Below are 24,676 nucleotides of genomic sequence, written 5' to 3' on the forward strand. Positions count from 1 at the left end.
TTGTTAAGTTGTTTTTTAATAATTATTTAACAAAATTTCGAGCGCTAACCGTATGAAATCTCAAGAAATAAGATCAAAATTTTTAGAATTTTACAAATCTAAAAACCATAAAATCGTTCCATCTGCACCAATGGTGTTAAAAAACGACCCTACTTTAATGTTTGTTAACGCAGGTATGGTTCCTTTTAAAGAGTTTTTTTTAGGTCAAAAAAAAATAGTAAATACTAGAGTTGCTGATTCTCAAAAATGTTTACGTGTTTCAGGAAAACATAACGATTTAGAAGAAGTAGGTAAAGATACCTATCATCATACGTTATTTGAAATGCTAGGAAACTGGAGTTTTGGAGATTACTTTAAAAAAGAAGCAATAGCCTGGGCTTGGGAACTGCTTACCGAAGTATATAAAATAGATAAGGATATTTTATATGTTACTATTTTTGAAGGTGATGAAGAAGAAGGCTTAAAAAAAGATACCGAAGCGTATGACATTTGGAAACAATACATAGCTGAAGACCGTATTTTATTAGGAAATAAAAAAGATAATTTTTGGGAAATGGGAGCGCAAGGACCTTGCGGACCATGTTCTGAAATTCATATAGATATCCGCTCTGCGGAAGAGAAAGCAAAAGTATCTGGTGCATCACTAGTAAATTTAGATCATCCGCATGTTGTAGAAGTTTGGAATTTAGTTTTTATGCAATACAACCGTAAGGCTAACGGAAGCTTAGAGAACTTACCATCAACACATATTGATACTGGTATGGGCTTTGAGCGTTTATGTATGGCACTTCAGGGTGTACAATCTAATTATGATACGGATGTTTTTACTCCGATAATTAGAGAAATCGAAACTATTACTGGTGTAAAATATGAAGACCCAAAAGTTACTGGAGATGAAACAGATATTGCTATTCGTGTTATTGCAGATCATGTAAGAGCGGTAGCTTTTTCTATTGCAGATGGTCAGTTACCTAGTAACACAGGTGCTGGTTATGTGATTAGAAGAATTTTAAGAAGAGCTATTCGTTACGGATTTACTTTTTTAAATCAAAAAGAACCATTTATCTATAAATTAGTAGAAACTTTAAGTGCACAAATGGGAGATGCTTTTCCTGAAATAAAAGCACAAGAACAATTAGCTCATAATGTAATTAAAGAAGAAGAACATTCTTTCTTAAAAACATTAGAACAAGGTTTATTATTATTAAACACAATAACCTCCAATGCCTCTGACAAGGTAATTTCGGGTAGAAAAGTATTTGAACTAAAAGATACGTATGGTTTTCCTGAAGATTTAACTGCTTTAATTTTATCTGAAAACGGATTAGATTATAACAAAGAAGAATATAACAAAGCTTTAAAAGAACAACAAGACAGAGGTAGAGAAGCAACTGCTATTGAAACCGATGACTGGAATATTTTAATTGAAGATGATGAAGAAGAGTTTGTAGGATATGATACTTTGGCTGCTGATGTTAAGTTAACACGATACAGAAAAATATCAACTAAAAAAGATGGTGAGCAATACCAATTGGTATTTAACATGACACCTTTTTATCCTGAAGGAGGAGGGCAAGTTGGTGATGTAGGTTATATTGAAACTTCTAACGGTGATGTAATTTATATCTTAAAAACTAAAAAAGAAAACAATCTAATTATTCATTACACTAAAAATTTACCTGAAAATTTATCAGAAAAATTTAAAGCTGTTGTAAATGAAGAAACTAGAAATTTATCAGCAAGTAACCATACTGCCACACACCTATTACACCAAGCTTTACGCACTATTTTAGGAACACATGTAGAGCAAAAAGGATCGTTGGTTAGTGCAAAATACTTACGTTTTGATTTTTCTCACTTTGCTAAAGTAGATGCAGATAAATTACAAGAAATAGAAGATTTTGTAAATGCACGTATTCGTGAAAACCTTTCTTTAATTGAAAAAAGAAATATACCAATGCAACAAGCTATCGATGAAGGTGCTATTGCTTTATTTGGTGAAAAATACGGAGATTCTGTAAGAGCTATTAAATTTGGCCAGTCTATGGAGTTATGTGGTGGAACGCACGTAAAGCAAACAGGTGATATTTGGTACTTTAAAATAAAATCTGAAGGCGCAGTTGCATCAGGAATTAGAAGAATCGAAGCGATTACAAATGCTGCCGTTGGTGATTATTTTGAAGATGTTGATCGTAATTTAACTTCGGTAAAGCAGTTATTAAAAAACCCAAAGGACGTTGTAAAATCTGTAACTAGCTTACAAGATGAAAATACAGCTTTAAAGAAACAAATAGAACAGTTATTAAAAGACAAGGCTGAAAATTTATCTGGCGAATTAAGAAATCAATTACAAGAAATAAATGGTGTTCAGTTTTTAGCGACTAAAGTAGATTTAGATGCAAACGGAATTAAAAATTTAGCTTTTGCTTTAGGTAAAGAGTTTGATAATTTATTCTTGTTTTTTGCTACTTCTGAAAAAGCAGACAAGGCAATGTTAACTTGTTATATTTCTAAAGAACTAGCTGCAGAACGTGGTTATGATGCAGGAAAAGTTGTGCGAGAACTAGGAAAACTAATTCACGGTGGTGGAGGTGGACAAAATTTCTTTGCTACTGCAGGAGGTAAAAACCCAGGTGGAATTCCGAAAGCTTTAGAAAAAGCAAAAGAATATATTGCTTAGTATATATATTGTCACTTCCTAATATAATAATACAAGTCGTGATATATAAAACCAAAAACACCTCTATAAAAATATAGAGGTGTTTTTTTATGAATAAATATTACTTTACAACAATATTAATTTTAGCGGATTTCCCTTTATTTATATTAGACAAAAACTCATAGAATCTATTTGCTTCATATATTTTAATTTTGGCTGTATTTGTTTTAATTTTTCCAGAGTTAATTGTCTTAACTTCTATTGTATTACTTCCCTTTTTTAAGTTAATTAGCAACTTTTTTTTCTCTGTCTTTAACTTTAAGTTGGCTAGTACTTTTTTGCCATTTATATAAACATCTACAATATCACCATCTTCTTTACCATAATCCCAAATTTCAAACTTTGCTTGGTTTTTATTTAGAAAAATAGTTATTGTTTCATCTTCATTAAGGTTTGTTTTTCCGAATTTGGTTAAAATTTTATCTGGTCTTAATTTTTCTTTAACAACAGAATCTATCCTTTTTTTCTTTTTAACTTTCTTATATATTTTCTTTAATTTCTTTTGAACAAACTTGGTTCCAACTATTTTAATTTTACCTGACGCACAAACTTCTCCATTTGGGTAAACTCCTTCAAAATCAGAATCAAATGATTTTTTTGCACTCCTAAGTTTTAATTTACCTCTAGATTTGATAAAGCAGAATTCGTCTGTTAAAACATCTGATTTTGTATATAAAACATCTTTTTCTTCAAACATTAGTTCATTTGTATTTTCATCAAAGGTTCCAAAAACATAAGACTTTGTTTCGTTATCACCCTCAATATCAGTATAAGAATATCCTCTTATACTATCCTTATCTATATTAAATTCTAATTTATATGAATATAACTGTGTTTTATTCAACATTAAAACCCCTAAAAATTCATAATCAAATTTCTCTGCTTTTTGAGAAAAAACTATAGAAGCAAAAAAGTTAAAAAACAAAAAAAATATTAGTTTACTTTTCATAAAATTATTTTAAATTCGTGCGAATTTAAAACTAAAAAAATTCATACTATGAAAAAATCTATTACTATTTTAAGCTTTATCTTTTCTTTCTTTTTATTTACATCTACAGCAGAAGCTTCTTTTCCTGTAAAGAAAAACAAAGAAAACATTGAAGTTGTTAAAGGAGAGAAAATCGAAAAAAGCAATGTACCTGCAATGGCTATGTCATCTGGTAAAAGCCAAATCGTTGCCCTTATTTTATGTTGGGTTGTTGGTATTATTGGTGTTCACAGATTTTATTTAGGATACACTTGGCAAGGTGTTGTTCAAATTTTAACTCTTGGTGGTTTAGGTATTTGGACACTTATTGATTTTATTAGAATCATTACTGGTGATTTAACTCCTAAGAACGGAAGTTATTCTAAAACATTTTAATAAATTAACTTAGTACATAAAAGGCTCAAAGATTAATTTCTTTGAGCCTTTTTTAGTTTAATGCTTTTTTATAAGTTGAAATAGCTCTTTCTCTTGCTAATTTATGCTCAACCATTGGTTTTGGATATGTTAATTCATCAAAATCTTCAATCCACTTTCTAATATACTCTAAATCTTTATCAAACTTTTTTAACTGAGATTCGGGATTAAAAACTCTAAAATACGGTGCTGCATCACAGCCGGTTCCTGCAGCCCATTGCCAGTTTCCGTTATTAGCCGATAATTCATAATCTAATAATTTCTCAGCAAAATAAGCTTCTCCCCAACGCCAATCTATTAATAAATGTTTGCACAAAAAACCAGCAGTAACCATTCGCACACGATTATGCATGTAACCTGTTTTATTTAATTGTCGCATACCAGCATCAACCATTGGGTAACCAGTTTCTCCTTTACACCATTTTTTAAATTCTTCCTCATTATTTCTCCACGGAATGGCATCATATTTTTGCTTAAAGTTATTAGTAACAACTTTAGGAAAATGAAACAGCACTTGCATAAAAAACTCTCGCCATATTAATTCGTTTAAGAACGTCGCGTTTGTTTTTAAAGCATAAAGAACCATTTTACGAACACTAACCAACCCGAAACGAAAGTAAGGCGACAAATACGATGTTTTATCCTGAAAAGGGAAATCTCGTATCTCATCATAATTCGATAAACTCGATAAATTATATGGCTTTACCTTTATCGAACTCTCTTCAAACCCTATTGCTTTTAAAGTTGGAAAATCTGCTGTAAAATGATAAAAATCAGAAAAATTAATAACAAATTCTTTCGTATCAATATCAGCATCAAACTTTTGTAGCCATTTATTTTTATAAGGTGTATAAACCGTATATGGCAAGCCGTCATTTTTTACAACCTCATCTTTCTCAAAAATAACTTGATCCTTATAACTGTAAAAATCAACGTTTTTAGACGTTAAAAAAGCTTCAACCTGCTGATCTCTTTTTATAGCATACGGCTCGTAATCTTTATTTGTATAAACTGCCGTAATATTATAATCAGCTATTAAACTTCCCCAAATTTTAAGAGGATTTCCTTTTTTAATTAATAGTGATGAACCTTGTTTTTTTAATTCTGTATCTAACTGATGTAACGTTTGATAAATAAAAGAAACTCTAGCATCGTCTTTTGGTAAATTATCAATTATTTCTTCATCAAAAATAAAAACAGGAAGTATTTTACCTCCTGATTTTAATGCGTTATGTAATGCTACGTTATCTTCTAAACGCAAGTCTCTACGAAACCAAAAAACAGCAATTTTATTTTCCATTAAAAGCTTTATCTAAAATTACATATCTGTATTCAAAAATAGTTTGCAGTTGCTTTTTTATAAACAAAGTTTGCGCTATATGTCCTAAAAACCCAAAAGGGATTTTATACGATATTTTATCTTTCATTAACGTATTTCCGTTCTCTAATTCTTCAAACCAATGTTCGTGATGCCACATAGCATAAGGACCAAAACGCTGTTCATCTACAAAGAACTGTTGTTCTTTAACCTGAGTTATTTCGGTTACCCAATTTGTTTTTATAAACGGAACCGGAGATACTTTATAGGTAATTATCTGACCTTGATATGCCTTTTTATCGACTTTAGAGGTAATGTTAAAACCCATTTTCGGAGGCGTTATTTTAGCTAGATTTTCTGGTGAAGAAAAATAATCCCAAGCCTTATCTAAAGACATTTTTAGTTCTTGCTGCGTTTCTAACGTATAAATTCCTGAATGTTTTTTAAAATTTATCATTTATAAAAGTTTCGTAATTTTAGAACTCATCGGTTTTGTTGTAGAGTAAAAAACATCCACTAACCTACCTTCTTCATCTACTAAGTATTTTTGAAAATTCCATTTTACTGAAGAATTCATTTTACCATTTTTTTCTTTATCTGTTAACCAACTATATAAAGAATGTTGATTATCTCCTTTTACGTCTAATTTTTCTGTCATCGGAAATTCAACACCAAAGTTTAGCGTACAAAAAGATTTAATTTCTGATTCTGCACCAGGTTCTTGGCTACCAAATTGATTACAAGGCAAACCTATAACCACCAATTTATCGCCGTGCTTAGTGTACAATTCTTGCAAACCGTCATACTGATTTGTAAATCCGCATTTAGATGCCACATTAACAAATAATATTTTCTTTCCTTTATATTGATTCAAGTCTAGATTCTTACCGTCTATTCCTTCTATTTTAATATCGTATAAAGATTCTTTAGGTGTTACTGTTTGTGCGTTTCCTAAAAAGCTAAATAATGCCATAAGTAAAGTTATTTTTAATGTTCTCATTTATTGAAGTGTTATGTTGTTGATCTTTAATTTAAATTCTTCGTTTTTTTTATTTCCTATAAGAATCGCAATTTCTTTTATTTCTTTTGCAGAGAAATTTTCAATATCTAATTTATTGCCTCTAAATGATGCATAAAAAGCATTTAAAGGTAATGCTATTTTCTCTGTTTCTGTTGATGTTTGAAAAGACTGTATGTACCAAAAACGTTGCTCTTTTTCTGATTTAATCCTGAATTGATATTTTTTACCATCTCCTTTTAATTTAATCACAAGCTTAGCCGTATTTTCCAATAATGTTATATCTACAGGCAACCGCGTCATCGCAAAACCACCATTATTATCAGTAGAAACCGATCCTGAAAAAACACCTTCACCCTGATCATTAATAACCATTTTAGAAGAAGATAATCCGCCCATTACATTATCATTGGTAATACTCCAATTATTTATATTTTCTTTTTTACTAAAATCAAACACCATAATTTCTGTTATACAAAAGGCAATTAACAAGACGTTAATTAACACTTTCATGATTATAATTTTAAAGATACCATTCCTGCATCAATAGGAAAAACTTGTCCTGAAATTGATGATGCCACATCTGACAATAAATATGCTGCAAGACTAGCAACTTCAGTAGGTTCTAATATTTTTTGAAGAGGATGACGTTGCTTCATTCCTTCTCGCTGCTTCTCATTTCGTAACAATCTTTCTGCCAAAGTTGTATCTGTAACAGTTGGCGCAATACAGTTAAACCTAATTTTTGTAGCGAATTCTGCGGCTAAAGACTTAACAACGCCTTCTACTGCCGATTTACTTGCTGAAACACTAGCGTGAAAAGGCATTCCCATTTTTGTTGCCACTGTACTAAACAACACAACGCTACCGTTATTATTTTTTAACGGATTGATATATTTCTGGATAATTTTTACCGCAGCTACTACGTTAATTTCAAAATCTTCACGAAAATCGTCTAATTTTAAGCGACCTATAGGTTTTAAGTTAATACTTCCTGGACAGTAAACTAATCCGTTAATAGTTTCTAAATCTGGCAACTCATCATTTAAAACATCTAAAGAATAGTGTGTAATATTTTCGTGAGCTTCAATTTCATTTCTACTTATATTGATAATCTTGTGAGTGTCCTTTAACACATCAACCAAAGATTTTCCAATACCTTTACTTCCTCCTACTACTAAAATTGTTTTCATCTGTTCTTTTTAGTTTATAGTTTGTTTCTAATTTTATTTTTTAACCAATGCATTTATCATCCCTTTAAAAACAAAAGAATGAAATGGCAAAACCGAATACCAATACAAACGCCCTAATACGCCTTTAGGTCTAAACACAGCTTTTTGATATAATTTATCTTTTACTATTTTAAATTCTAACCAAGCTTCTCCTGGCAACTTCATTTCTGCAAACAGTAATAATCTTTTTTCTTTTTTATCAGCTAATAAAACACGCCAAAAATCTAACGGATCTCCTGCTTCTAAATAAGTATCATGAGTTCTACCTCTGCGCAATCCTACACCTCCAAAAACTTTATCAACATAACCTCTTATTTTCCACAATCCGTTAAAACTATACCAACCATTTTTACCCCCAATAGACCAGATTTTATTTAATGTAAACTCTTCATCAGTAACTTTAATCGATCTGATATCTTTAAAACAACCGTATTCCGGCATTTGAATATGATCAGATAGCTGATCTTGAAAAACACCACTACTTATCGCGTCTTTCCAACTTGAAATAACTGTATTTTGTTCTATTCTCTGAAATGCCAAATCAACAGATTCCTTGTAAGAAATAGGTTGAATATTTAAAATTTGATTGATATCACTTGGCTTGGCTATTACCTCTACTTTCATACTATCCACCAAAGCCTGCGCTAGATTAAATGATGTAGAAGTAACAAAATACAACCAATAAGAAGATAATTTTGGTGATAATAAAGGCAATGTTAAAATGTATCTTTTAAAACCTCTTACCTCTGCAAATTGTAAAAGCATTTGCTTGTATGTTAATACCTCAGTACCACAAATATCAAAAGATTTATCATATAACTTATCATTCGCTACAGCTCTTTCTAAGAAGGTTAAAACATCGCGAATAGCAATTGGTTGTGATTTCGTATTTAACCATTTAGGAGTTACCATTACCGGTAATTTCTCTACAATATCTCTAATAATTTCAAAAGAAGCGCTTCCGCTACCTACAATAATACCTGCTCTGAATGTAGTAAGTGCATATTTTGTTGATTGTAAGTTTTGTTCTACTTGATAACGGGATGCTAAATGTTTAGACAACGAGCTATCGTTTACAATACCACTTAAATAAATTACTTGTTTACAATTTGTTTTTTCTACTAAACTTTTAAAGTTTTTAGCGCAATTTTGTTCTAAATCTTCAAAATTAACAGCATCTGTAGCCATTGAATGTATTAAATAATAAGCCACATTAATATCATTTGGCAATACTATTTCTTCAGTATCTAAAAAATCTACCTTTATAAATTCAATGTTTTTTTTGTGCTCTATCTCATCAGGAATTCGTTGTAAATCACGCACACAACAAACTAGTTGATGCCCTGCTTCTTGCAGCTTTAACACCAATCGTTTGGCAATATAACCTGTGGTTCCTGTGATTAGAATTTTCATTTTATTTTGGTCTTTGGTATGATAATCGTTTTTGTTTGCCTGATATTATATAGGTATCTAAACCGTTTATTGCTGCAATTTTTGCTTCGGATAAATTTAAAAACCCGTCTTCAGAAAGCATTTCGTCTTTAAAATACAAATCTGTTACTTCGCCCAAAACCAAAATAGTTCCGTTTGCTTTTATATGATACTCTTCTAAAAATTTTAATCCAATTTTTAATGGTGATTCTGTAATATAAGGCGCGTAAAAACCTCCTTTATATTCTTCGGATAAATCAGTTTTATCAAATTCTGATATTCCTGGCGCATATTTAGCAGAGGTATGATGCGCATCTTCTATGATGTTTTCACTAACTGAATTTATAGTATAAAATCCTGTTTTTTTTATATTATCATAGGTATTCCTTGCCACCGTAGTTGGTCGCAATACAAAACCTAATATTGCAGGACTAGAGCCATAATGAACCACGGAGCTAAAAACGGCAACATTTGATATTCCGTCTTCTGATTTTGTAGCTATTAAATTAGCCGATTTATAACCAGAAATACTGTTCATTAAATTTATTTTATACAGATGATCCATCTCATCTATTGCCGCTCTAGATAAATGCATTATATATTTTTATAATTATTAATTTTAATATTTGTTGCTTTTAGGTCGTGCATTAAATTATACAACCCAAAGAATGTTCTGTTAATATAAATAAAGTGCTTTGAGCCTCTATTTCCATTCATCTTTTTAAGCTCTGTACTTTTAGAATATTTCTGACCTAACTCAGCTATTTTTCCGAAGAAATTCTCATCCGAAAAATCAAACTCTTCTTGTTGAAATGGCTGTGTAAATAATGATAGCATTTCGTAAAACAATTCTTTAAAAAAAGTAATTTCTTCTTGGCTATCTTCTTTTTTCAGGATTTCTAATTGATATAATTTACTTTCAAAAAAAGCTAGGTTATCAATATTCTCTTTAACTGCCAACTCAAAATAAGGCACATAAAAATCATCAGGAACCTCTTTCATACATCCAAAATCAATAACGATTAAGTCATCTTCTGGTGATACTAAGAAATTTCCTGGATGCGGATCTGCATGTACTTTTTTTAATACGTGTAATTGATACATGTAAAAATCCCATAAAGCTTGACCTAATTTATTTGAGGTCTCTTGATTTAATTGCTTCTTAGTAAACTCAGATAGATGGATTCCGTCCATCCAATCCATCGTTAAAATTCTATCAGAAGAAAACTCCTCGTAATATTTAGGGAATTTTAAATTCGGAATTTTACTGCAAGCATTTGCAATCTCATTACTTTGTTTTAGCTCTAAAATATAATTAGTTTCTTCTAGTAATTTACTTTCAACTTCTTTAAAATATTCATCAGATCCTTCTCCTTTTATATTAAACATTTTCATTGCAATAGGCTTAACCATTGCTAAATCTGTAGAAATACTGTTTGCAACACCTGGATATTGAATTTTAACTGCCAATGTTTTATTATTCACAGTAGCTTTATGAACTTGCCCAATACTTGCCGCATTTACAGACTCTACCGTAAATGTATCAAAAACTTCATCTGGTGTTTTTTTAAAATATTTTAAAAATGTTTTAACAACTAATGGCCCTGAAAGTGGCGGAACCGAAAATTGTGATAAAGAAAATTTTTCTACATAAGCATTTGGCAACAAACTCTTTTCCATACTTAGCATTTGCGCAACTTTTAATGCCGATCCTTTTAACTCCTTTAATCCGTCGTAAATATCTGTCGCATTGTCTTCATTTAGCTGCTCTCTTGCTTCCTCTTCTGTTTTTGTTATCTTATTACCGTAATATTTAGCATAATTAACACCAACCTTAAGCCCTGTAGTTACAAGCTTTGTTGCTCTTTCTATTTTTGATGTAGGTATTTTATTTAATGTTTTCATAATGATGTACCTTTTTCTTTCCACAAAAACTTCGCTAAATCAATTACACTTTTTACCGGTGCGATTTGCTGAATATCAAAACTGGCTTTGATAGATTTTTCTATAAAAACATCTGTTTTTTCAAAATTAGAAGACTCATCATCTATCCAAAATTTCATCACCATTAATAGTTGTATCCAATAGCTTTCTGAAATTGTTTTATCTTGAATTTTATTAATTTTATCATTTTTAAAATCAATTTTTTCTAAACTAATTCCGTTTACAAAATGTATAAACTCGGTATGTAGTTTTTTTAGAACTGATAACTTAGAAAAATCAGATTTTATATCCTTTAATTGCATTAAAACATAAGACCTGTTTGCTGTTAATAATTCGAAAAAAGTGAAATAAAAACTTAGTAATTTATCTTTTGATGAATAATCTTTATAAGCTTCTGTTTTATGTAGTAAATGGATTGTTTCTTTCGCGAAAATTGCAAAAATTGACTTCTCTAAACTTTCGAAAGTTGAATAATGCTTGTAAAAATCTGATTCTTCGAAATTATTTTCATGCGCAAATGAGTATACCGAAGTTGGTTTACCAGAAATTAAAACCGAATTCATATACCATTCTACTATTTTCTCTTGGGTAATATTCTTTTTTTTTTGCCATAATTTTAATTATAAAATACGATGTATGCGTTTAAACTTGTTGCAATCGTCATCCATATTAAATACGGAAGTATTAGTAATGTGAACATTCTTAATTTATTTAAATGCTCGAAAGTAAAATAACCTATTAGCAGCCATAACAATGTAATAGAAACTAATCCGACAACTGTTAATTGTTGATTGAAAAAAAAGTAATTCCAACTTACATTTAACATCCATTGAGCTATAAACAGTGAGAGTAATTTTTTATCTAAAAATTTATACTCGAAACTTAACTTGGTCATATAAAATGAAAACAATAACATTATCGTTGTCCAAGCTGCTCCAAAAATCCAGCCAGGAGGAGTCCAAGGTGCTTTATTTAACGAAAGATACCACTCCTTTTGAGGGCCGTCTTCCATCAATAAAGTACCTATTCCTAGTGCCAAAAAATTAAACACTAAGAATACTAAAAACCGTATGTATTTATTTATTTTCAAACTTTTTATTTTTTAAATAGTTGAATATTAATTGTGCTGAAAACAACATGGTAAATGCGTAAAAAACGTCTTCAAACGGAATTGTAAATAACCTAAATCCTAGGTTCTCTTTATTATTATACCAAACAACTGGTTCATCTATAAAACTTCCTGTTAGTATGCCGTTTACGATTAAAAACGGAATTAAGATGACTAAAAAACTAGGAAAGTATTCTTGCAATGTTGTTAGATGATATTTTAATCCGTAAAAAAGTAATACTAAAAAGAGTATAAAATTTATTGTTGTATATAGTTTTCCGAAATTAAAAATCAATAAAATTCCTGTTATAAGAATCAATAAAAAACTGGTAATTATTACCGCTCCTTTTGATAATTTAAACTTAGGGGCTAAATATTTTAAGACTTCATGCGTAAACAAACAAGCGTAGGGAATACAAAAGAAAAACAACCATTCTTCAATAGGCATTCTAAAAATCTCTATCGATAAATGATAGGTTGAATTAAATCCCCAAACTCCATATTTTGTAAACAACCCATCCCAAATTAAAAAAGGAATTGCAACCAATAAAATACTTATAAAAGCTTCTTTAAAGTATTGAATAAAATGAAATTTTTTTTCAATTATACTATACAATAACGGAATGCTTAAACTACCTAATGTTAATATGAGATATAAGTATTGACTCATTGTCTTTTCTTAAAATATTTAAAGGGCACAAACAGCATTCCAAAACATTCTCCATCTGGTTTACCTAAATGTTTATGATGAATTTTATGCGCCTTTCTTAATCCTTTTAAATATTGATTATTAGTATTCTTAAACCAATTGAATCGTCTGTGTATTAAAACGTCGTGCACTAAAAAATAAGCGATTCCGTAACACAAAATACCTAAACCAATAAAAAACAAATAATTCAACTCGGGTCTAATTCCGAAATAGAATAACAAAATACTTGGTATAGCAAAAACAACGAAAAAAGCATCATTTTTTTCGAAAACATTTGGGTAACCAGGTTGATGATGATCTTCATGTAAAAACCAACCAAAACCGTGCATTATATATTTATGAGTACACCATGTAACACCTTCCATAGTTACAAAGGTTAAAATAGTTATAACTGTAAATAACATTATATCATTTTTAATTTATATTTAACATAACTTCTTGCTAACAAGTTTATTTTCATCGGATTAGAAATTCTAATTCTAGTATCCATAATTTTAGCTGACGGAGTAGCTTTTAACTTGTTTAATAATTTTTTATAATATCTATAAGCCATATAAACTCCGAATTTAGCATCAACAGGTAATTTTAAAATTCCATTTGTAAGCGCATATTCAAAATCAGCTTCAATATCTTTAATAATTATCTCTTTTGATGTTTCGTCTAACTTTTTAAGATCTACATTCGGAAAATATGAACGATTTAACAGCTCAAAATCATCTTTTAAATCACGCAAAAAATTTACTTTTTGAAATGCTGAACCCAAACGCATTGCTGCAGCTTTAAGTTCATCGTATTTTTGATCATCTCCGTTAACAAAAACCTTTAAACACATTAAACCAACAACATCGGCAGATCCGTATATATAGGCATCATATTCTTCTTGAGTTTTATATTCGGTTTTAAACAAATCCGCTTTCATACTTTTTAAAAAAGCTTGCACCATATCATCAGAAATACCATACGTATTTACTGTATAAACAAATGAATTTAATATAGGATTTAAACTGATCCCTTCTTTTTTAGCTGCATAATACTCATTCTCAAAACGCGCTAACAAATCTTCTTTGTTATACTCATGAAAAGAATCTACAATCTCATCAGCAAAACGAACAAAACCATAAATATTATAAATGGCTCCCCTAATTTTTGGTGACAACATTTTTGTTGCTAAGGAAAAAGATGTACTATATTTTTGAGTTACCAACTTACTACACGAGTAAGAAACCTCATCAAATAATTGTTTCATTTTAGTGGTTTTTTAAAATTAAATCTGATGCTATTTTACCAGATATTAGTGCTGGCGGAACTCCTGGTCCTGGCACTGTTAATTGACCCGTGAAAAATAAATTCTTAACTTTTTTACTTTTTATTTTTGGTCTTAAAAAAGCTGTTTGTGTTAAAATATTTGCTAATCCGTAAGCATTACCTTTGTATGAGTTGTAATCTTTTACAAAATCATTTACACAAAAACTTTCTTTAAATAATATATTTTCTTTAACCGATTGACCGGTTAATTTTTCTAATCTTTCAAGAATAAGATTAAAATATTTTTCTCTTATCTCTGGAGTATCTTCTAAGCCTGGAGCAAGCGGAATTAAAAAAGTTGCTGCTTCTTTATTTGTTGGCGCAAAAGAGTCGTCAGTTATTGAAGGAAAACTCGCATAAAACAATGGTTTTTTAGGCCAACTAGGTGTATCGTAAATCGTTTTTGCGTGTAAATCAAAATCTGTATCAAAAAATAATGTGTGGTGACAAACATTTGCTAGCTTTTTATCAAAACCTACATAAAAAAGTAATGATGATGGAGCAAAGACCTTCTTATCCCAATATTTCTCTGAATATTGCCTGTACTTTTTGGGCAATAAAGTTTCTGTATGATGATAATCTGCACCACTTAAAACTATATCTGATGAAACAAACTCTCCATTAACCATTAGCCCATTTGCTTCGCCTATATCGTTTACAGTAACTTCATCTACATTTGCTTCAGTTTTAAAACTAACTCCTAAATCGGTTGCTAACGTAATCATGGCTTCAATTACTTTATACATTCCGCCCTTTGGATGCCAAGTGCCCAAACCAAAATCTGCATAGTTCATGAAATTATAAAAAGCCGGGGTATTACTTGGTTTTGCCCCTAAAAACAGCACCGGAAATTCTAGAATTTGTATTAACTTTTTGCTTTTTATTTTCTTTCTTACCTGTGTTCTTATTGTTGAAAAAAACTGAGTAATCTTACCTATAGTAACTGGCGTAACCAACTCTAAAGGAGAAACTCCTGGTTTGTACACTAAATCGTTTATAGAAACATCATAATTATACTCTGCTGATTTTAAAAAACTCTTTAAGTGCTTTGAACTACCTTTTTCTTCTTTTTCAAAGACCTCGTATATTTCTTCTAAACTCCCGGGAATTGTTATTGAATCTAAAGCATCGAAGTATACTTGATAAGCCGGAGTTAATTTTTCTAACTCATAATAATCGGCAGGTTTTTTACCAAAATCAGCAAAAAACTTTTCGAATACATCTGGCATCCAATACCAAGTCGGACCGATATCAAAAGTAAAACCGTCTTTAATTAACTGCCTAGCCCTACCACCTACTGTTGCGTTTTTTTCTAAAACTACGACTTCATAACCGGCTTTCGCTAAATAACATGATGCTGCTAGAGAAGAAAAACCTGAACCTATTATTGATATTTTTTTTTTCAATTTTACTTTTTTAAAAAGATTATTAGCTTCGTTGTTAAATATATAACAATTTAAAGGTGAAGCAAAAAAAATGAGTTAATCAAATTTACAAATTATTGTTTAATAAATAAACAAAAAGATTAAACATTTTAATTTATAATGTTTTTAACAATTCAATAACAGAAGAATAAATGGTAATATTAGCGTTAAAATCGAGGTCTTTTATTTTTTCAGCCTTAGATCCTACAGCTATTAATTGATGTTTTGTACCTGTTAAAACATTTTCAATTTCACGAAAATAATCAACAATTTTATCATCATATGGCTGAATAGTTAATGCCGTAATAAAACGAACTTCTGTCTCGCTTTCAAAAAAATAATTTAAATTACTTAACGGCAAACTCTGCCCTAAATAAATAGTCATATTACCTCTTAAAACTAATTCGTAATTCAAATACATTAATCCTAATTCGTGTATTTCATTTTCAGGTAAAAAAAGCACATATGTAATATTAGAATTTGTAGTAGTATACTCTAATCTTTCTGTACTAATTTGAATTTTCTGAGAAATTAAATTAGATATAAAATGTTCATGTGCTGGCAACAAAGTGTCCGTTTGCCATAATAAACCTATATGACTTAAAAAAGGTACAAAAACGTCTTTAAAAATTTCTCTGAACGTTTTTTTATTTAGTAACTTATTATAAGTGTTATTAAACAAAACCTTATCAAATTGAAACATCGCCAACTTAAAAGAGTTGATTGCCTCATCATTTACGGCTGCTTTAAAAGCCAATTCTCTTGCTTTAACAATAATAGTATCATTAGACATCTGAGCTATTTTAGATATCTTGTTGTTATTATTATACAACAACACAACATTTAATAACTTCTGAAGATTCTCTGAAGAATAATACCTAATATTGGTATCTGTTCTTTCTGGTGTTAACAAATCATATCTTTTTTCCCAAATACGGATCGTATGTGCTTTTACCCCCGAAATATTCTCAAGGTCTTTAATTGTAAAAGATTTTTTAATATTGTTCAATTTATGTTGATTTTTATTAAACAAAGATATGTTTTTTTAAACATAAAAAAAGATTAATAATTATTTATAAGGGTTTTATCTTTATTTTTGGACAGCTATTTATATTTCTTCTATGATTCTTCAAACTACAATTCCTTTAAAAAAGCAGCAGTTCCATAAAGTTGATTACAATTCTAAATTACTATTAATAGGTTCTTGTTTTTCAGAGAACATAGGGAAAAAATTAGCTTACTACAAGTTTCAATCAACTACGAATCCGTTTGGTATTTTATTCCACCCAAAAGCTATTGAAACACTAATAAAGATGGCTATCAATGAAAAAAAACATACTACCAAAGATGTTATTTTTAACAATGAACAATGGCATTCTTTCAACGCGCATTCTAACTTAAGTTCTTCAGATAAAAACGAGCTAATACATAATTTAAATACCGCAAACACCCTAACACTTCAGCAATTAAAAAACGCCACACATATTATAATAACCCTAGGAACTTCGTGGGTATATCGTTTTATTGAAACAGATACTATAGTTGCGAATTGTCATAAAATTCCGCAAAAAAAATTTTTAAAAGAAATTTTAACTGTTGATGAAATAACAGAAAGTATCGATGCCATAACTAAATTAATTACCTCTATAAACAAGAATGTTACGATTACTTTTACAGTTTCACCTGTTAGACATTTAAAAGACGGATTTATAGAAAACCAACGTAGTAAATCTCATTTATTAGCAGCAATTCACCAACTTCTTGACTCCGTTCAAAGTGACAAAATAAATTATTTTCCTTCTTATGAAATAATGATGGATGAGCTTCGTGATTATCGTTTTTACACTGAAGATATGATTCATCCTAGCAAAATTGCTGTAGATTATATTTGGGAAAGATTTACTGATGTTTGGTTTTCTGAGCAAACCAAAGAAACAATGAATAAAGTAGAAACCGTTCAAAAAGGCATAACACATCGCTCTTTTAATCCAACTTCTGAAGCGCATTTAAAATTCTTAAACAACCTTCAACAAAAAAAGGAAACACTTATTAAAGCATTTCCTTTTATGAAATTTTAATATTTAATCTTATTTAACCAAATACTGATCTACATTTTGCCAAGGTCCACCGTTAATTACATCTATTCCGTGGCTTGCTAAAAATTGCATTGCTTGTCCACTTCTTCCACCACTCTTACAAACGGCTATTACTGGTTTATTCCAAGATCTTATTTCTTCTACATTTAAAGGCACTACTGTTAAAACAATATGCTTTGCTACATCAGAGTGCCCTTCGTTCCACTCAGCTAAAGTACGCACATCTAAAACCACCGCATCTTTATCTAAATATTCTTGTATTTCGTTTGTCATGTTTTTCTTTCTAAATAAATTAAATAATCCCATTCGCTTTGTTATTATTAAGAGAGCAAATGTAATCCGTTTTCAATTAAAGTACTGTAACTCTTGTTACTTTTCAATTCTTCTAAATGGTTTTTTAATGCTGTTTTTACTTTAAAATCCTTACTTAATGCTAATTCATACAACTCTAAAGATAACAACCAATCATCTTTAAAATCATTTTGCAACTTCGTGAAAATTGTTAAAATATCGTTTTCTAAAACAACATCTTTGTTTCTCATTTCTTTAACCTCATCATATAATTTATATAATTCTTTTTGAGAAGGAGTATATTCGATTTTAGTTGTTTTTGTTTCAGAAACCTTACCCATATCACCAAAAGAACTTACATCGGCTGGCCCAGAATAAGCCGAAACTAATTCTTTACCAATTGCCATATCATAAACTCCCCATTCTGGCTGAAATAATATTTGATCTTGGTATGTTACCATACAATCTTTAAAAGATATAATTAAAATTTTACCTCTTAAATCACGAGTTCCAGTAATTATTTTTCCATCAACAACAACACCGCTTTCAAACTCTAATGTTATTGCTTCACCCTCATAAATTCCGTAGGCTTTTAAATCACGCGGACTCATATCTTCAATAGGCAAATTGATTCCTTTTAATTTCCCTACAGGGCTACCAAAACCTTCTGCATGATATATAATTCCGTGACCAATTAACTCTTTATCTCTACTTGCTAAAGCTGTTGGCCCTGCTGTTTGTAGATAAGCTACATTACCCTTACTATCTTCAATAACATTTGTAAAAACACCAGAAATCTGAATACCTGTACTTAATTCAACTGTTCCTAAATTACTTGAGTCAATTAACTTCTCAACTCCCTTTAATCCACCTGTTCTAAGCGCCATAGAGTTCGCAAACTCATTTAACACCATGCTTAAATAAGCAAAATCTGGAGTAACAAATAACTGTGGCTGTGGTTTTGTAATATCAAAACTTACATTTGCAGCTTCTATAGAATAAGGCACCTTTTTAACTTCATCCTTCATGCACCACATGCTTTCTCCTATAGATGACAATAAACCCGCACCGTATATTTTAGGATCATCAAGTTTACCAATTAAACCATATTCAACTGTCCACCAATGTAAATTTCTTATTTGTGCCATTTCAGATAATTCACCCATATTATCTTGCAGCCATTCTACTTTTTCTTGTGCTTCGTTTATTTCTTTTTCAGTCGAATTCGGATTCTCTTTTAAAATAGATAACAATCTAATCGCTTCATATATTTCATAATCTTTAGATGATGAAATTGCTTTAGAACCTATTTCTCCAAAACGACGTAAATACTCTGAATATTCTGGGTTTGCAATAATTGGTGCATGCCCTGCTGCTTCATGAATAATATCTGGTGCTGGTGTATATTCTATATGATTTATGGTTCGCATATCAGAAGCAATCACTAAAACATTATAAGCCTGAAACTCCATAAATGCATTTGGCGGAATAAAACCATCAACCGAAACCGCAGCCCAACCAATATCTTTTAAAATACGGTTCATACCTGCCATGTAAGGAATATCTTCTATAGAAACACCTGTTTTATCTAAGCCCTCTAAATAAGAAGCATGTGCAACTTTACCTAAATAATCAACATTCATACGCATAACATATCGCCAAACCGCTTGGTTTTGGGCCGTATATTCGTGATACGGTTGTTTAACTACAAATTTATGTAAGTGTTTCGGTAACTTTTTAGTTACTTCATTTAACTCAAAATGAGATTCCATATTGTTGTTTGTTTTGCTTGGTAAATTTAAGTTTTTTATAGCTCACAAAAAATCGTAATCCGTTAAATTATATATTTTGTATTTTTACTTTTATCATAAATTTAAAACTATGAGAAATCGCGGAAGTTTAAAAATTAGGCTTTTAATTGGTGTTGCTATTGCTCTATTCGCTTTAGTAAAATATTGTTCTAGCTCAGAAACAAATACTTATACAGGCAAAACACAACATATTTCTATTTCTAAAAAACAAGAAATTGCTATTGGGTTAAGCAGTGCCCCACAAATGACACAACAACATGGTGGTTTGTATCCTAGTAAAAAATATCAGGATTTAGTAGATAATATTGGCAAAAAATTATTAAAAAATAGTATTGCAAGTAAAACTGGTTATCCTTTTGATTTTCATTTATTAAAAGATGAAAAAACCATTAATGCTTTTGCTTTACCTGGCGGACAAGTATTTATCACTTTTGCGTTGTTTTCTAAATTAAAAAACGAAGATCAATTAGCTGGTGTTTTAGGTCATGAGATTGGCCATGTTATTGGTCGTCATTCGGCTGCTCGTATGGCAAAACAAGATTTAACGCAAGGATTACTTTCTGGTGCTTCTGTTGGTTTTGATCCCAGCACTACCGAAGGAATTGCTGCCATAGCAAATGTTGTTAACATGAAATATGGTAGAGATGACGAGCTTGAAAGTGATGATTTAGGTGTAAAATTAATGATAGATGCAGGCTATAACCCTGAAAGTTTAATTGGCGTGATGGAGATTTTAAAACAAGCTGCAGGACCGAATAGAACTCCTGAGTTTCAAAGCACACATCCAGATCCTGAAAACAGAGTCGAAAAAATTAAAGAAGCAATTCGTAAGTACCGTAAATAACTACCAACGTCATTACGAACAAAATGAAGTAATCTTAAGCTTATTTAATTAATATTTACAGGTTACTTCACACCTCGCAATGATATATTAGAGAATAACTCTGTAACATTTATAATAAAAAAGCTACCTATAAGTATAATCCTAAATTAATAACTATGAGTTTTGGAGGCGCAGTTTCTAGTATGATTACTAGTATAAAAAACAATAAGAGAAACAGAAAAAATACTTTTGAAAAACTAGAACGATTTCAAAAAGAAAATAACGATCAATTACATTTTAATAATACAGCAACTAAAAAGGAGTTGCAAGAAATAAAAACTCAGTTAAAAAAAGAAAACCTAATCAATATAACTAAAAAAGGACTTTTATTATTAGCTGTAATTCTTTTATTTAGTTACTTATTATTGTGAACAATAAAAAACTGAATCCAAATTAATGGACTCAGTTTATATATATTTAAAAAGCATTGCTTTTATTATTTACCCTGAATAATGTTATAATTAACACCTACACCTACAGATGCTGGTGAAAAATTATCAACCGATAACCCTTGATAATATGCAAAAATATTCCAAGAATCATTATGGTATCCTACCTCTGGTCTATAATAAAACCCACCTGTTTCATCTCCCTCTGTTAAAAAACCATATCCTAAATCTGCTCCTAAAAAGAAGTTTTCAGTTGGGTAATATCTAAATAAACCCGCTAATGGAATAATTCCGAAATCCGAATACTCAATTAAACCTTCTGTTTCACCAAAATAATTTGTATACCCGGTAGAAGCACCTATTGCAAAACTTTCAGTATTTAAAAATTGATATTTTAAATCAAATCCTAATGCAAAATTAGAAATATCTGATACATCTCCTACTGGTACACCACCGTGAACACCTATTTTCAACCAATTTGTTCCTTCCCCTACTTGTGCGTTTGCTATTGAAAAACTTGTTATCGCTAGTACTAATAAAATTACTTTCTTCATGTTCGTTGTTTTTAATTACACAGCAAAACTAAGCCAGGCTTATACTTTAGATTATCTCTTTTAAAAAAATTCTTAACTCAAATGAATTTCACTTTTAACAAACAATGATTATGTGTATTGCAATCAAAAAAGTAAATTTGTAATATGAACAAGAAAGTAATTTTAATAATACTAGATGGCTGGGGCATTACTCAAGATCCGAAAGTATCTGCTATATACAATGCTAAAACACCTTTTATAAATTCATTATACGAGCAGTTTCCGCATGCCGAATTACGAACAGACGGAGAACATGTAGGTTTACCTGAAGGACAAATGGGAAATTCGGAGGTTGGCCACATGAATTTAGGTGCTGGTAGAATTGTATATCAAAACCTTGCAAAAATTAACAAAGCTGTTAAAGAAAATACGTTATCACAAGAAACAGAATTACTCAACGCTTTTTCTTACGCTAAAAGGCACCATAAAAACGTACACTTTTTAGGCTTGGTTTCTAATGGCGGAATTCATTCACACATTAATCATTTAAAAGGGTTGCTAACAGCAGCAAGTGAACATGAATTAGAAAACGTGTTTCTTCATGCTTTTACTGATGGACGAGATTGTGATCCGAAATCGGGGAAATTCTTCATCAATGATATTCAAGAACACATGCAAAAGACCACCGGAGAACTCGCTTCTGTTACTGGTCGTTATTATGCTATGGATCGCGACAATCGTTGGGAAAGAGTTCAATTAGCTTACGATGCTTTGGTAAATGGTAAAGGAAGTTTTTCTTCGGATGCTGTAGAAAGCATTCAACAAAGTTATGATGAAAAAATTACTGATGAATTTATCAAACCTATTATTATGGTTGATGAAAATAAGCAACCGAAAACAACAATTAAAGATGATGATGTTGTTATTTTCTTCAATTTCAGAACAGATAGAGGTCGTGAACTAACCGAAGCTTTAAACCAAAAAGATTTTCCAGATTTTCAAATGAAAAAACTGCCTTTGTATTTTGTTACCATGACAAACTATTCAGAAGCTTTTAAAAACATCAAAGTAATTTACAACAGTAATAATATTGAAAATACTTTAGGAGAAGTTTTAGCATCCGCAGGAAAAAGTCAAATTAGGATTGCTGAAACGGAGAAATACCCACACGTAACATTTTTCTTTTCCGGCGGAAGAGAAGAAAAGTTTAAAGAAGAAAAGCGCCTATTATGTCCGTCGCCAAAAGTTGCTACGTACGATTTACAACCCGAAATGAGTGCTTATGAAATTCGCGATACCATTGTACCCGAATTACAAAAAGGAGATGTAGATTTTGTATGTTTAAATTTTGCCAACGGCGATATGGTTGGTCATACTGGTATTTTTGATGCGGCTGTAAAAGCTTGTGAAACTGTAGATAATTGTGTGAAAGATGTAATTACAATAGCCTTAGAAAATGAGTACACAACTATTTTAATTGCCGATCATGGTAATTGCGAAACGATGATGAATCCAGACGGAACACCTCATACAGCACACACTACAAATCCGGTTCCTATGATTTTAATCGACAAAGAAATAAAATCAATAAAAAATGGTGTATTGGGTGATATTGCACCAACTATTTTACGACTGATGAATGTAGTGCAACCTAAAGAAATGACCCAAAACTCACTTATTTAAAATATCAATGATGAAAAAAATTATATACACCTTAATTACTTTATTTATTCTTTCATGTGCTTCTGTACCTAAAAATCTTGCCACGAAAGATAAAAATGGTAATTTAGTGGGAATTGCAACAAAGAAAGATTTTCAGCAAGAGCCGTACGGATCAGAATGGTTTAATGACTTTTATGGTTATTACGAAACAGATAAAAACACTATTACACAATTAAAACCATACTTAAAAGACATTACCATTAAAGGTTTTATGGGAACTTGGTGTGGCGACAGCCAAAGAGAAATTCCTAATTTTTATAAATTATTAGATCAATCAGAATTTAATTACAAAAATTTAGAATTAATAACTGTTGATCGCACAAAAAAGGCAAACGGACTAGAAGAAGGTTTTAATGTACTTAGAGTACCAACTTTTATCTTTTATAAAGACGGAAGAGAAATTGGTCGTTTTGTAGAACACCCTTTAGATGGCAGCTCGATTGAAGAAGATATTTTAAAAATAGTTTCTGGTAAGCCATATACACATCCATATCAAAAATAACCGTAAATTTGCGCCTCAATATTTTTTAAGATGATCATAGCCAAAACTAGAGAAGAAATAGAATTAATGCGCGAAAGTGCTTTAGTCGTATCAAAAACATTAGGAATGCTTGCTAAAGAAGTAAAACCAGGAGTTTCTACTTTATACCTTGATAAACTTGCTGAAGATTTTATTCGTGAGCAAGGAGCTATTCCTGGTTTTTTAGGATTGTATGATTTTCCGAACACACTTTGCATGAGTCCGAACTCACAAATTGTACACGGAATGCCAAACAAAGAACCACTTAAAGAAGGAGATATTATCTCTATTGATTGCGGCGCTATTAAAAACGGTTTTTACGGAGATCACGCGTACACATTTGCTGTAGGTGAAATTGCTACTGAAACTCAAAAATTATTAGACGTAACAAAAGAAAGTTTATACGTTGGTATTCGTGAGCTTAAAGTAGGTAATCGCGTTGGTGATGTTGGTTTTGCGATTCAGAATTTTACTGAAAAACATGGTTACGGAGTAGTTCGCGAGTTGGTTGGTCATGGTCTAGGACGTGTAATGCACGAAGATCCTGAAATGCCAAATTACGGTCGTAGAGGTCGTGGAAAAAAATTTATTGAAGGTATGGTTGTTGCCATTGAACCAATGACAAATCTAGGAACTCATAAAATATTACAACACAATGATGGTTGGACAATTACTACTTTAGATGGTAAACCATCTGCACATTTCGAGCACGATGTTGCAATTGTTAATGGGAAACCTGAATTATTATCAACCTTTAAATATATTTATGATGCTTTAGGTATTGAAAGTAATGAAGAGGATGAATTTAGAGCTTAAAAATT

Annotated in this window: 27 protein-coding genes; 8 read left to right on the plus strand and 19 right to left on the minus strand. The window is 30.6% G+C overall.

All coding sequences use genetic code 11. The features are described 5' to 3' along the window. Window positions 1–52 precede the first annotated feature (52 nt). Window positions 53–2,680 carry an alanine--tRNA ligase gene (gene alaS, locus RRF68_RS07380; RefSeq protein ID WP_315943943.1) on the plus strand — a complete coding sequence of 876 codons (2,628 nt, stop codon included), beginning with the start codon at window positions 53–55 and terminating at the stop codon, window positions 2,678–2,680. 100 nt (window positions 2,681–2,780) lie between these two features. On the opposite strand, the gene RRF68_RS07385 is transcribed toward alaS, so the two are convergent. Further along, window positions 2,781–3,668, minus strand: coding sequence for a hypothetical protein (locus RRF68_RS07385; RefSeq protein ID WP_315943944.1), 888 nt, complete (start codon window positions 3,666–3,668; stop codon window positions 2,781–2,783). Between the two features lie 48 nt (window positions 3,669–3,716). On the opposite strand from RRF68_RS07385, the gene RRF68_RS07390 reads away from it, so the two are divergent. Next, window positions 3,717–4,082, plus strand: coding sequence for a TM2 domain-containing protein (locus RRF68_RS07390; protein ID WP_315943945.1), 366 nt, complete (start codon window positions 3,717–3,719; stop codon window positions 4,080–4,082). A 52-nt stretch (window positions 4,083–4,134) separates the two neighbouring features. Here RRF68_RS07390 and RRF68_RS07395 read toward each other — a convergent pair whose 3' ends face one another. The 15 genes from RRF68_RS07395 to RRF68_RS07465 form a co-directional block, all read right to left on the minus strand. Beyond that, complete coding sequence (locus RRF68_RS07395; RefSeq protein ID WP_315943946.1) at window positions 4,135–5,421, minus strand: deoxyribodipyrimidine photo-lyase; 1,287 nt, start codon at window positions 5,419–5,421, stop codon at window positions 4,135–4,137. After that, window positions 5,411–5,896, minus strand: a complete 486-nt coding sequence (locus RRF68_RS07400; RefSeq protein ID WP_275315776.1) for an SRPBCC family protein — start codon at window positions 5,894–5,896, stop codon at window positions 5,411–5,413. Before RRF68_RS07400 ends, RRF68_RS07395 begins: the two co-directional genes overlap by 11 nt. Beyond that, complete coding sequence (locus tag RRF68_RS07405) at window positions 5,897–6,412, minus strand: glutathione peroxidase (protein WP_255554357.1); 516 nt, start codon at window positions 6,410–6,412, stop codon at window positions 5,897–5,899. Window positions 6,413–6,439: 27 nt separating this feature from the next. Further along, a complete protein-coding gene (locus RRF68_RS07410; RefSeq protein ID WP_315943947.1) occupies window positions 6,440–6,970 on the minus strand; it encodes a CIA30 family protein in 531 nt (176 codons plus the stop codon). Between the two features lie 2 nt (window positions 6,971–6,972). Beyond that, window positions 6,973–7,650 (minus strand): SDR family oxidoreductase, encoded by a 678-nt coding sequence (locus RRF68_RS07415; protein WP_315943948.1) that lies wholly within the window; start codon window positions 7,648–7,650, stop codon window positions 6,973–6,975. A 33-nt stretch (window positions 7,651–7,683) separates the two neighbouring features. Continuing rightward, window positions 7,684–9,102 carry an SDR family oxidoreductase gene (locus RRF68_RS07420; RefSeq protein ID WP_315943949.1) on the minus strand — a complete coding sequence of 473 codons (1,419 nt, stop codon included), beginning with the start codon at window positions 9,100–9,102 and terminating at the stop codon, window positions 7,684–7,686. Window position 9,103: 1 nt separating this feature from the next. Then, window positions 9,104–9,715 (minus strand): flavin reductase family protein, encoded by a 612-nt coding sequence (locus tag RRF68_RS07425; protein ID WP_218771495.1) that lies wholly within the window; start codon window positions 9,713–9,715, stop codon window positions 9,104–9,106. Beyond that, entirely contained in the window at window positions 9,715–11,025 is a 1,311-nt protein-coding gene (locus RRF68_RS07430) for an ABC1 kinase family protein (RefSeq protein ID WP_315943950.1), read from the minus strand. The genes RRF68_RS07425 and RRF68_RS07430 overlap by 1 nt, the downstream gene beginning before the upstream one ends. Then, window positions 11,022–11,627: a TetR family transcriptional regulator C-terminal domain-containing protein gene (locus tag RRF68_RS07435; RefSeq protein WP_315943951.1), complete on the minus strand. Its 606-nt coding sequence runs from the start codon at window positions 11,625–11,627 to the stop codon at window positions 11,022–11,024. Before RRF68_RS07435 ends, RRF68_RS07430 begins: the two co-directional genes overlap by 4 nt. 53 nt (window positions 11,628–11,680) lie before the next feature. Beyond that, on the minus strand, window positions 11,681–12,103 hold the full coding sequence (locus tag RRF68_RS07440; protein WP_315943952.1) for a TspO/MBR family protein: 423 nt from the start codon (window positions 12,101–12,103) through the stop codon (window positions 11,681–11,683). A gap of 37 nt (window positions 12,104–12,140) precedes the next feature. Further along, the gene (locus RRF68_RS07445) at window positions 12,141–12,842 is read right to left on the minus strand and encodes a lycopene cyclase domain-containing protein (RefSeq protein WP_218771499.1); all 702 of its coding nucleotides are present in this window, start codon (window positions 12,840–12,842) and stop codon (window positions 12,141–12,143) included. Beyond that, a complete protein-coding gene (locus tag RRF68_RS07450; RefSeq protein WP_218771500.1) occupies window positions 12,839–13,285 on the minus strand; it encodes a sterol desaturase family protein in 447 nt (148 codons plus the stop codon). Before RRF68_RS07450 ends, RRF68_RS07445 begins: the two co-directional genes overlap by 4 nt. After that, window positions 13,285–14,127 (minus strand): phytoene/squalene synthase family protein, encoded by an 843-nt coding sequence (locus tag RRF68_RS07455; protein WP_218771501.1) that lies wholly within the window; start codon window positions 14,125–14,127, stop codon window positions 13,285–13,287. Before RRF68_RS07455 ends, RRF68_RS07450 begins: the two co-directional genes overlap by 1 nt. 1 nt (window position 14,128) lies before the next feature. Further along, a complete protein-coding gene (locus tag RRF68_RS07460) occupies window positions 14,129–15,592 on the minus strand; it encodes a phytoene desaturase family protein (protein ID WP_218771502.1) in 1,464 nt (487 codons plus the stop codon). Window positions 15,593–15,725: 133 nt separating this feature from the next. Then, window positions 15,726–16,619, minus strand: coding sequence for a MerR family transcriptional regulator (locus tag RRF68_RS07465; protein ID WP_315943953.1), 894 nt, complete (start codon window positions 16,617–16,619; stop codon window positions 15,726–15,728). Window positions 16,620–16,731: 112 nt separating this feature from the next. Between RRF68_RS07465 and RRF68_RS07470 the strand changes: the two genes are divergently transcribed. Then, on the plus strand, window positions 16,732–17,688 hold the full coding sequence (locus tag RRF68_RS07470) for a GSCFA domain-containing protein (protein WP_315943954.1): 957 nt from the start codon (window positions 16,732–16,734) through the stop codon (window positions 17,686–17,688). Window positions 17,689–17,697: 9 nt separating this feature from the next. Here RRF68_RS07470 and RRF68_RS07475 read toward each other — a convergent pair whose 3' ends face one another. Then, the gene (locus RRF68_RS07475; protein WP_315943955.1) at window positions 17,698–18,012 is read right to left on the minus strand and encodes a rhodanese-like domain-containing protein; all 315 of its coding nucleotides are present in this window, start codon (window positions 18,010–18,012) and stop codon (window positions 17,698–17,700) included. Window positions 18,013–18,026: 14 nt separating this feature from the next. Further along, window positions 18,027–19,769, minus strand: coding sequence for an aromatic amino acid hydroxylase (locus tag RRF68_RS07480; protein ID WP_315943956.1), 1,743 nt, complete (start codon window positions 19,767–19,769; stop codon window positions 18,027–18,029). Window positions 19,770–19,878: 109 nt separating this feature from the next. Between RRF68_RS07480 and RRF68_RS07485 the strand changes: the two genes are divergently transcribed. Both RRF68_RS07485 and RRF68_RS07490 read left to right on the plus strand, forming a co-directional pair. Beyond that, the gene (locus RRF68_RS07485) at window positions 19,879–20,652 is read left to right on the plus strand and encodes a M48 family metalloprotease (RefSeq protein WP_315943957.1); all 774 of its coding nucleotides are present in this window, start codon (window positions 19,879–19,881) and stop codon (window positions 20,650–20,652) included. A 155-nt stretch (window positions 20,653–20,807) separates the two neighbouring features. Beyond that, window positions 20,808–21,062, plus strand: coding sequence for a hypothetical protein (locus tag RRF68_RS07490; protein ID WP_218771507.1), 255 nt, complete (start codon window positions 20,808–20,810; stop codon window positions 21,060–21,062). A gap of 65 nt (window positions 21,063–21,127) precedes the next feature. On the opposite strand, the gene RRF68_RS07495 is transcribed toward RRF68_RS07490, so the two are convergent. Further along, window positions 21,128–21,634 carry a hypothetical protein gene (locus tag RRF68_RS07495; protein WP_315943958.1) on the minus strand — a complete coding sequence of 169 codons (507 nt, stop codon included), beginning with the start codon at window positions 21,632–21,634 and terminating at the stop codon, window positions 21,128–21,130. A gap of 144 nt (window positions 21,635–21,778) precedes the next feature. Between RRF68_RS07495 and gpmI the strand changes: the two genes are divergently transcribed. Genes gpmI through map form a run of 3 tightly spaced genes read left to right on the plus strand, consistent with a single transcriptional unit; the run spans window position 21,779 to window position 24,671 of the window. Next, window positions 21,779–23,296, plus strand: coding sequence for a 2,3-bisphosphoglycerate-independent phosphoglycerate mutase (gene gpmI, locus RRF68_RS07500; protein WP_315943959.1), 1,518 nt, complete (start codon window positions 21,779–21,781; stop codon window positions 23,294–23,296). 10 nt (window positions 23,297–23,306) lie between these two features. After that, window positions 23,307–23,837, plus strand: a complete 531-nt coding sequence (locus RRF68_RS07505; protein WP_315943960.1) for a thioredoxin family protein — start codon at window positions 23,307–23,309, stop codon at window positions 23,835–23,837. A gap of 30 nt (window positions 23,838–23,867) precedes the next feature. Next, window positions 23,868–24,671 (plus strand): type I methionyl aminopeptidase, encoded by an 804-nt coding sequence (map, locus tag RRF68_RS07510; protein ID WP_315943961.1) that lies wholly within the window; start codon window positions 23,868–23,870, stop codon window positions 24,669–24,671. Window positions 24,672–24,676 lie beyond the last annotated feature (5 nt).

This window comes from Tenacibaculum sp. HL-MS23, assembly GCF_032463465.1.
Classification (GTDB): Bacteria; Bacteroidota; Bacteroidia; order Flavobacteriales; family Flavobacteriaceae; genus Polaribacter; species Polaribacter bernardetii.

Excerpts from the sequence above, each read along its gene's own strand:
- RRF68_RS07415 (WP_315943948.1), bottom strand. The coding sequence starts at position 7,650 with ATGAAAACAATTTTAGTAGTAGGAGGAAGTAAAGGTATTGGAAAATCT.
- RRF68_RS07475 (WP_315943955.1), bottom strand. The coding sequence starts at position 18,012 with ATGGGATTATTTAATTTATTTAGAAAGAAAAACATGACAAACGAAATA.
- RRF68_RS07455 (WP_218771501.1), bottom strand. The coding sequence starts at position 14,127 with ATGAAACAATTATTTGATGAGGTTTCTTACTCGTGTAGTAAGTTGGTA.
- RRF68_RS07435 (WP_315943951.1), bottom strand. The coding sequence starts at position 11,627 with ATGAATTCGGTTTTAATTTCTGGTAAACCAACTTCGGTATACTCATTT.
- RRF68_RS07490 (WP_218771507.1), top strand. The coding sequence starts at position 20,808 with ATGAGTTTTGGAGGCGCAGTTTCTAGTATGATTACTAGTATAAAAAAC.
- RRF68_RS07420 (WP_315943949.1), bottom strand. The coding sequence starts at position 9,102 with ATGAAAATTCTAATCACAGGAACCACAGGTTATATTGCCAAACGATTG.
- RRF68_RS07450 (WP_218771500.1), bottom strand. The coding sequence starts at position 13,285 with ATGTTATTTACAGTTATAACTATTTTAACCTTTGTAACTATGGAAGGT.
- RRF68_RS07425 (WP_218771495.1), bottom strand. The coding sequence starts at position 9,715 with ATGCATTTATCTAGAGCGGCAATAGATGAGATGGATCATCTGTATAAA.
- RRF68_RS07430 (WP_315943950.1), bottom strand. The coding sequence starts at position 11,025 with ATGAAAACATTAAATAAAATACCTACATCAAAAATAGAAAGAGCAACA.
- RRF68_RS07485 (WP_315943957.1), top strand. The coding sequence starts at position 19,879 with ATGAGAAATCGCGGAAGTTTAAAAATTAGGCTTTTAATTGGTGTTGCT.
- RRF68_RS07505 (WP_315943960.1), top strand. The coding sequence starts at position 23,307 with ATGAAAAAAATTATATACACCTTAATTACTTTATTTATTCTTTCATGT.
- RRF68_RS07410 (WP_315943947.1), bottom strand. The coding sequence starts at position 6,970 with ATGAAAGTGTTAATTAACGTCTTGTTAATTGCCTTTTGTATAACAGAA.
- RRF68_RS07385 (WP_315943944.1), bottom strand. The coding sequence starts at position 3,668 with ATGAAAAGTAAACTAATATTTTTTTTGTTTTTTAACTTTTTTGCTTCT.
- RRF68_RS07395 (WP_315943946.1), bottom strand. The coding sequence starts at position 5,421 with ATGGAAAATAAAATTGCTGTTTTTTGGTTTCGTAGAGACTTGCGTTTA.
- RRF68_RS07480 (WP_315943956.1), bottom strand. The coding sequence starts at position 19,769 with ATGGAATCTCATTTTGAGTTAAATGAAGTAACTAAAAAGTTACCGAAA.
- alaS (WP_315943943.1), top strand. The coding sequence starts at position 53 with ATGAAATCTCAAGAAATAAGATCAAAATTTTTAGAATTTTACAAATCT.
- RRF68_RS07400 (WP_275315776.1), bottom strand. The coding sequence starts at position 5,896 with ATGATAAATTTTAAAAAACATTCAGGAATTTATACGTTAGAAACGCAG.
- gpmI (WP_315943959.1), top strand. The coding sequence starts at position 21,779 with ATGAACAAGAAAGTAATTTTAATAATACTAGATGGCTGGGGCATTACT.
- RRF68_RS07470 (WP_315943954.1), top strand. The coding sequence starts at position 16,732 with ATGATTCTTCAAACTACAATTCCTTTAAAAAAGCAGCAGTTCCATAAA.
- RRF68_RS07405 (WP_255554357.1), bottom strand. The coding sequence starts at position 6,412 with ATGGCATTATTTAGCTTTTTAGGAAACGCACAAACAGTAACACCTAAA.
- RRF68_RS07445 (WP_218771499.1), bottom strand. The coding sequence starts at position 12,842 with ATGAGTCAATACTTATATCTCATATTAACATTAGGTAGTTTAAGCATT.
- RRF68_RS07495 (WP_315943958.1), bottom strand. The coding sequence starts at position 21,634 with ATGAAGAAAGTAATTTTATTAGTACTAGCGATAACAAGTTTTTCAATA.
- map (WP_315943961.1), top strand. The coding sequence starts at position 23,868 with ATGATCATAGCCAAAACTAGAGAAGAAATAGAATTAATGCGCGAAAGT.
- RRF68_RS07390 (WP_315943945.1), top strand. The coding sequence starts at position 3,717 with ATGAAAAAATCTATTACTATTTTAAGCTTTATCTTTTCTTTCTTTTTA.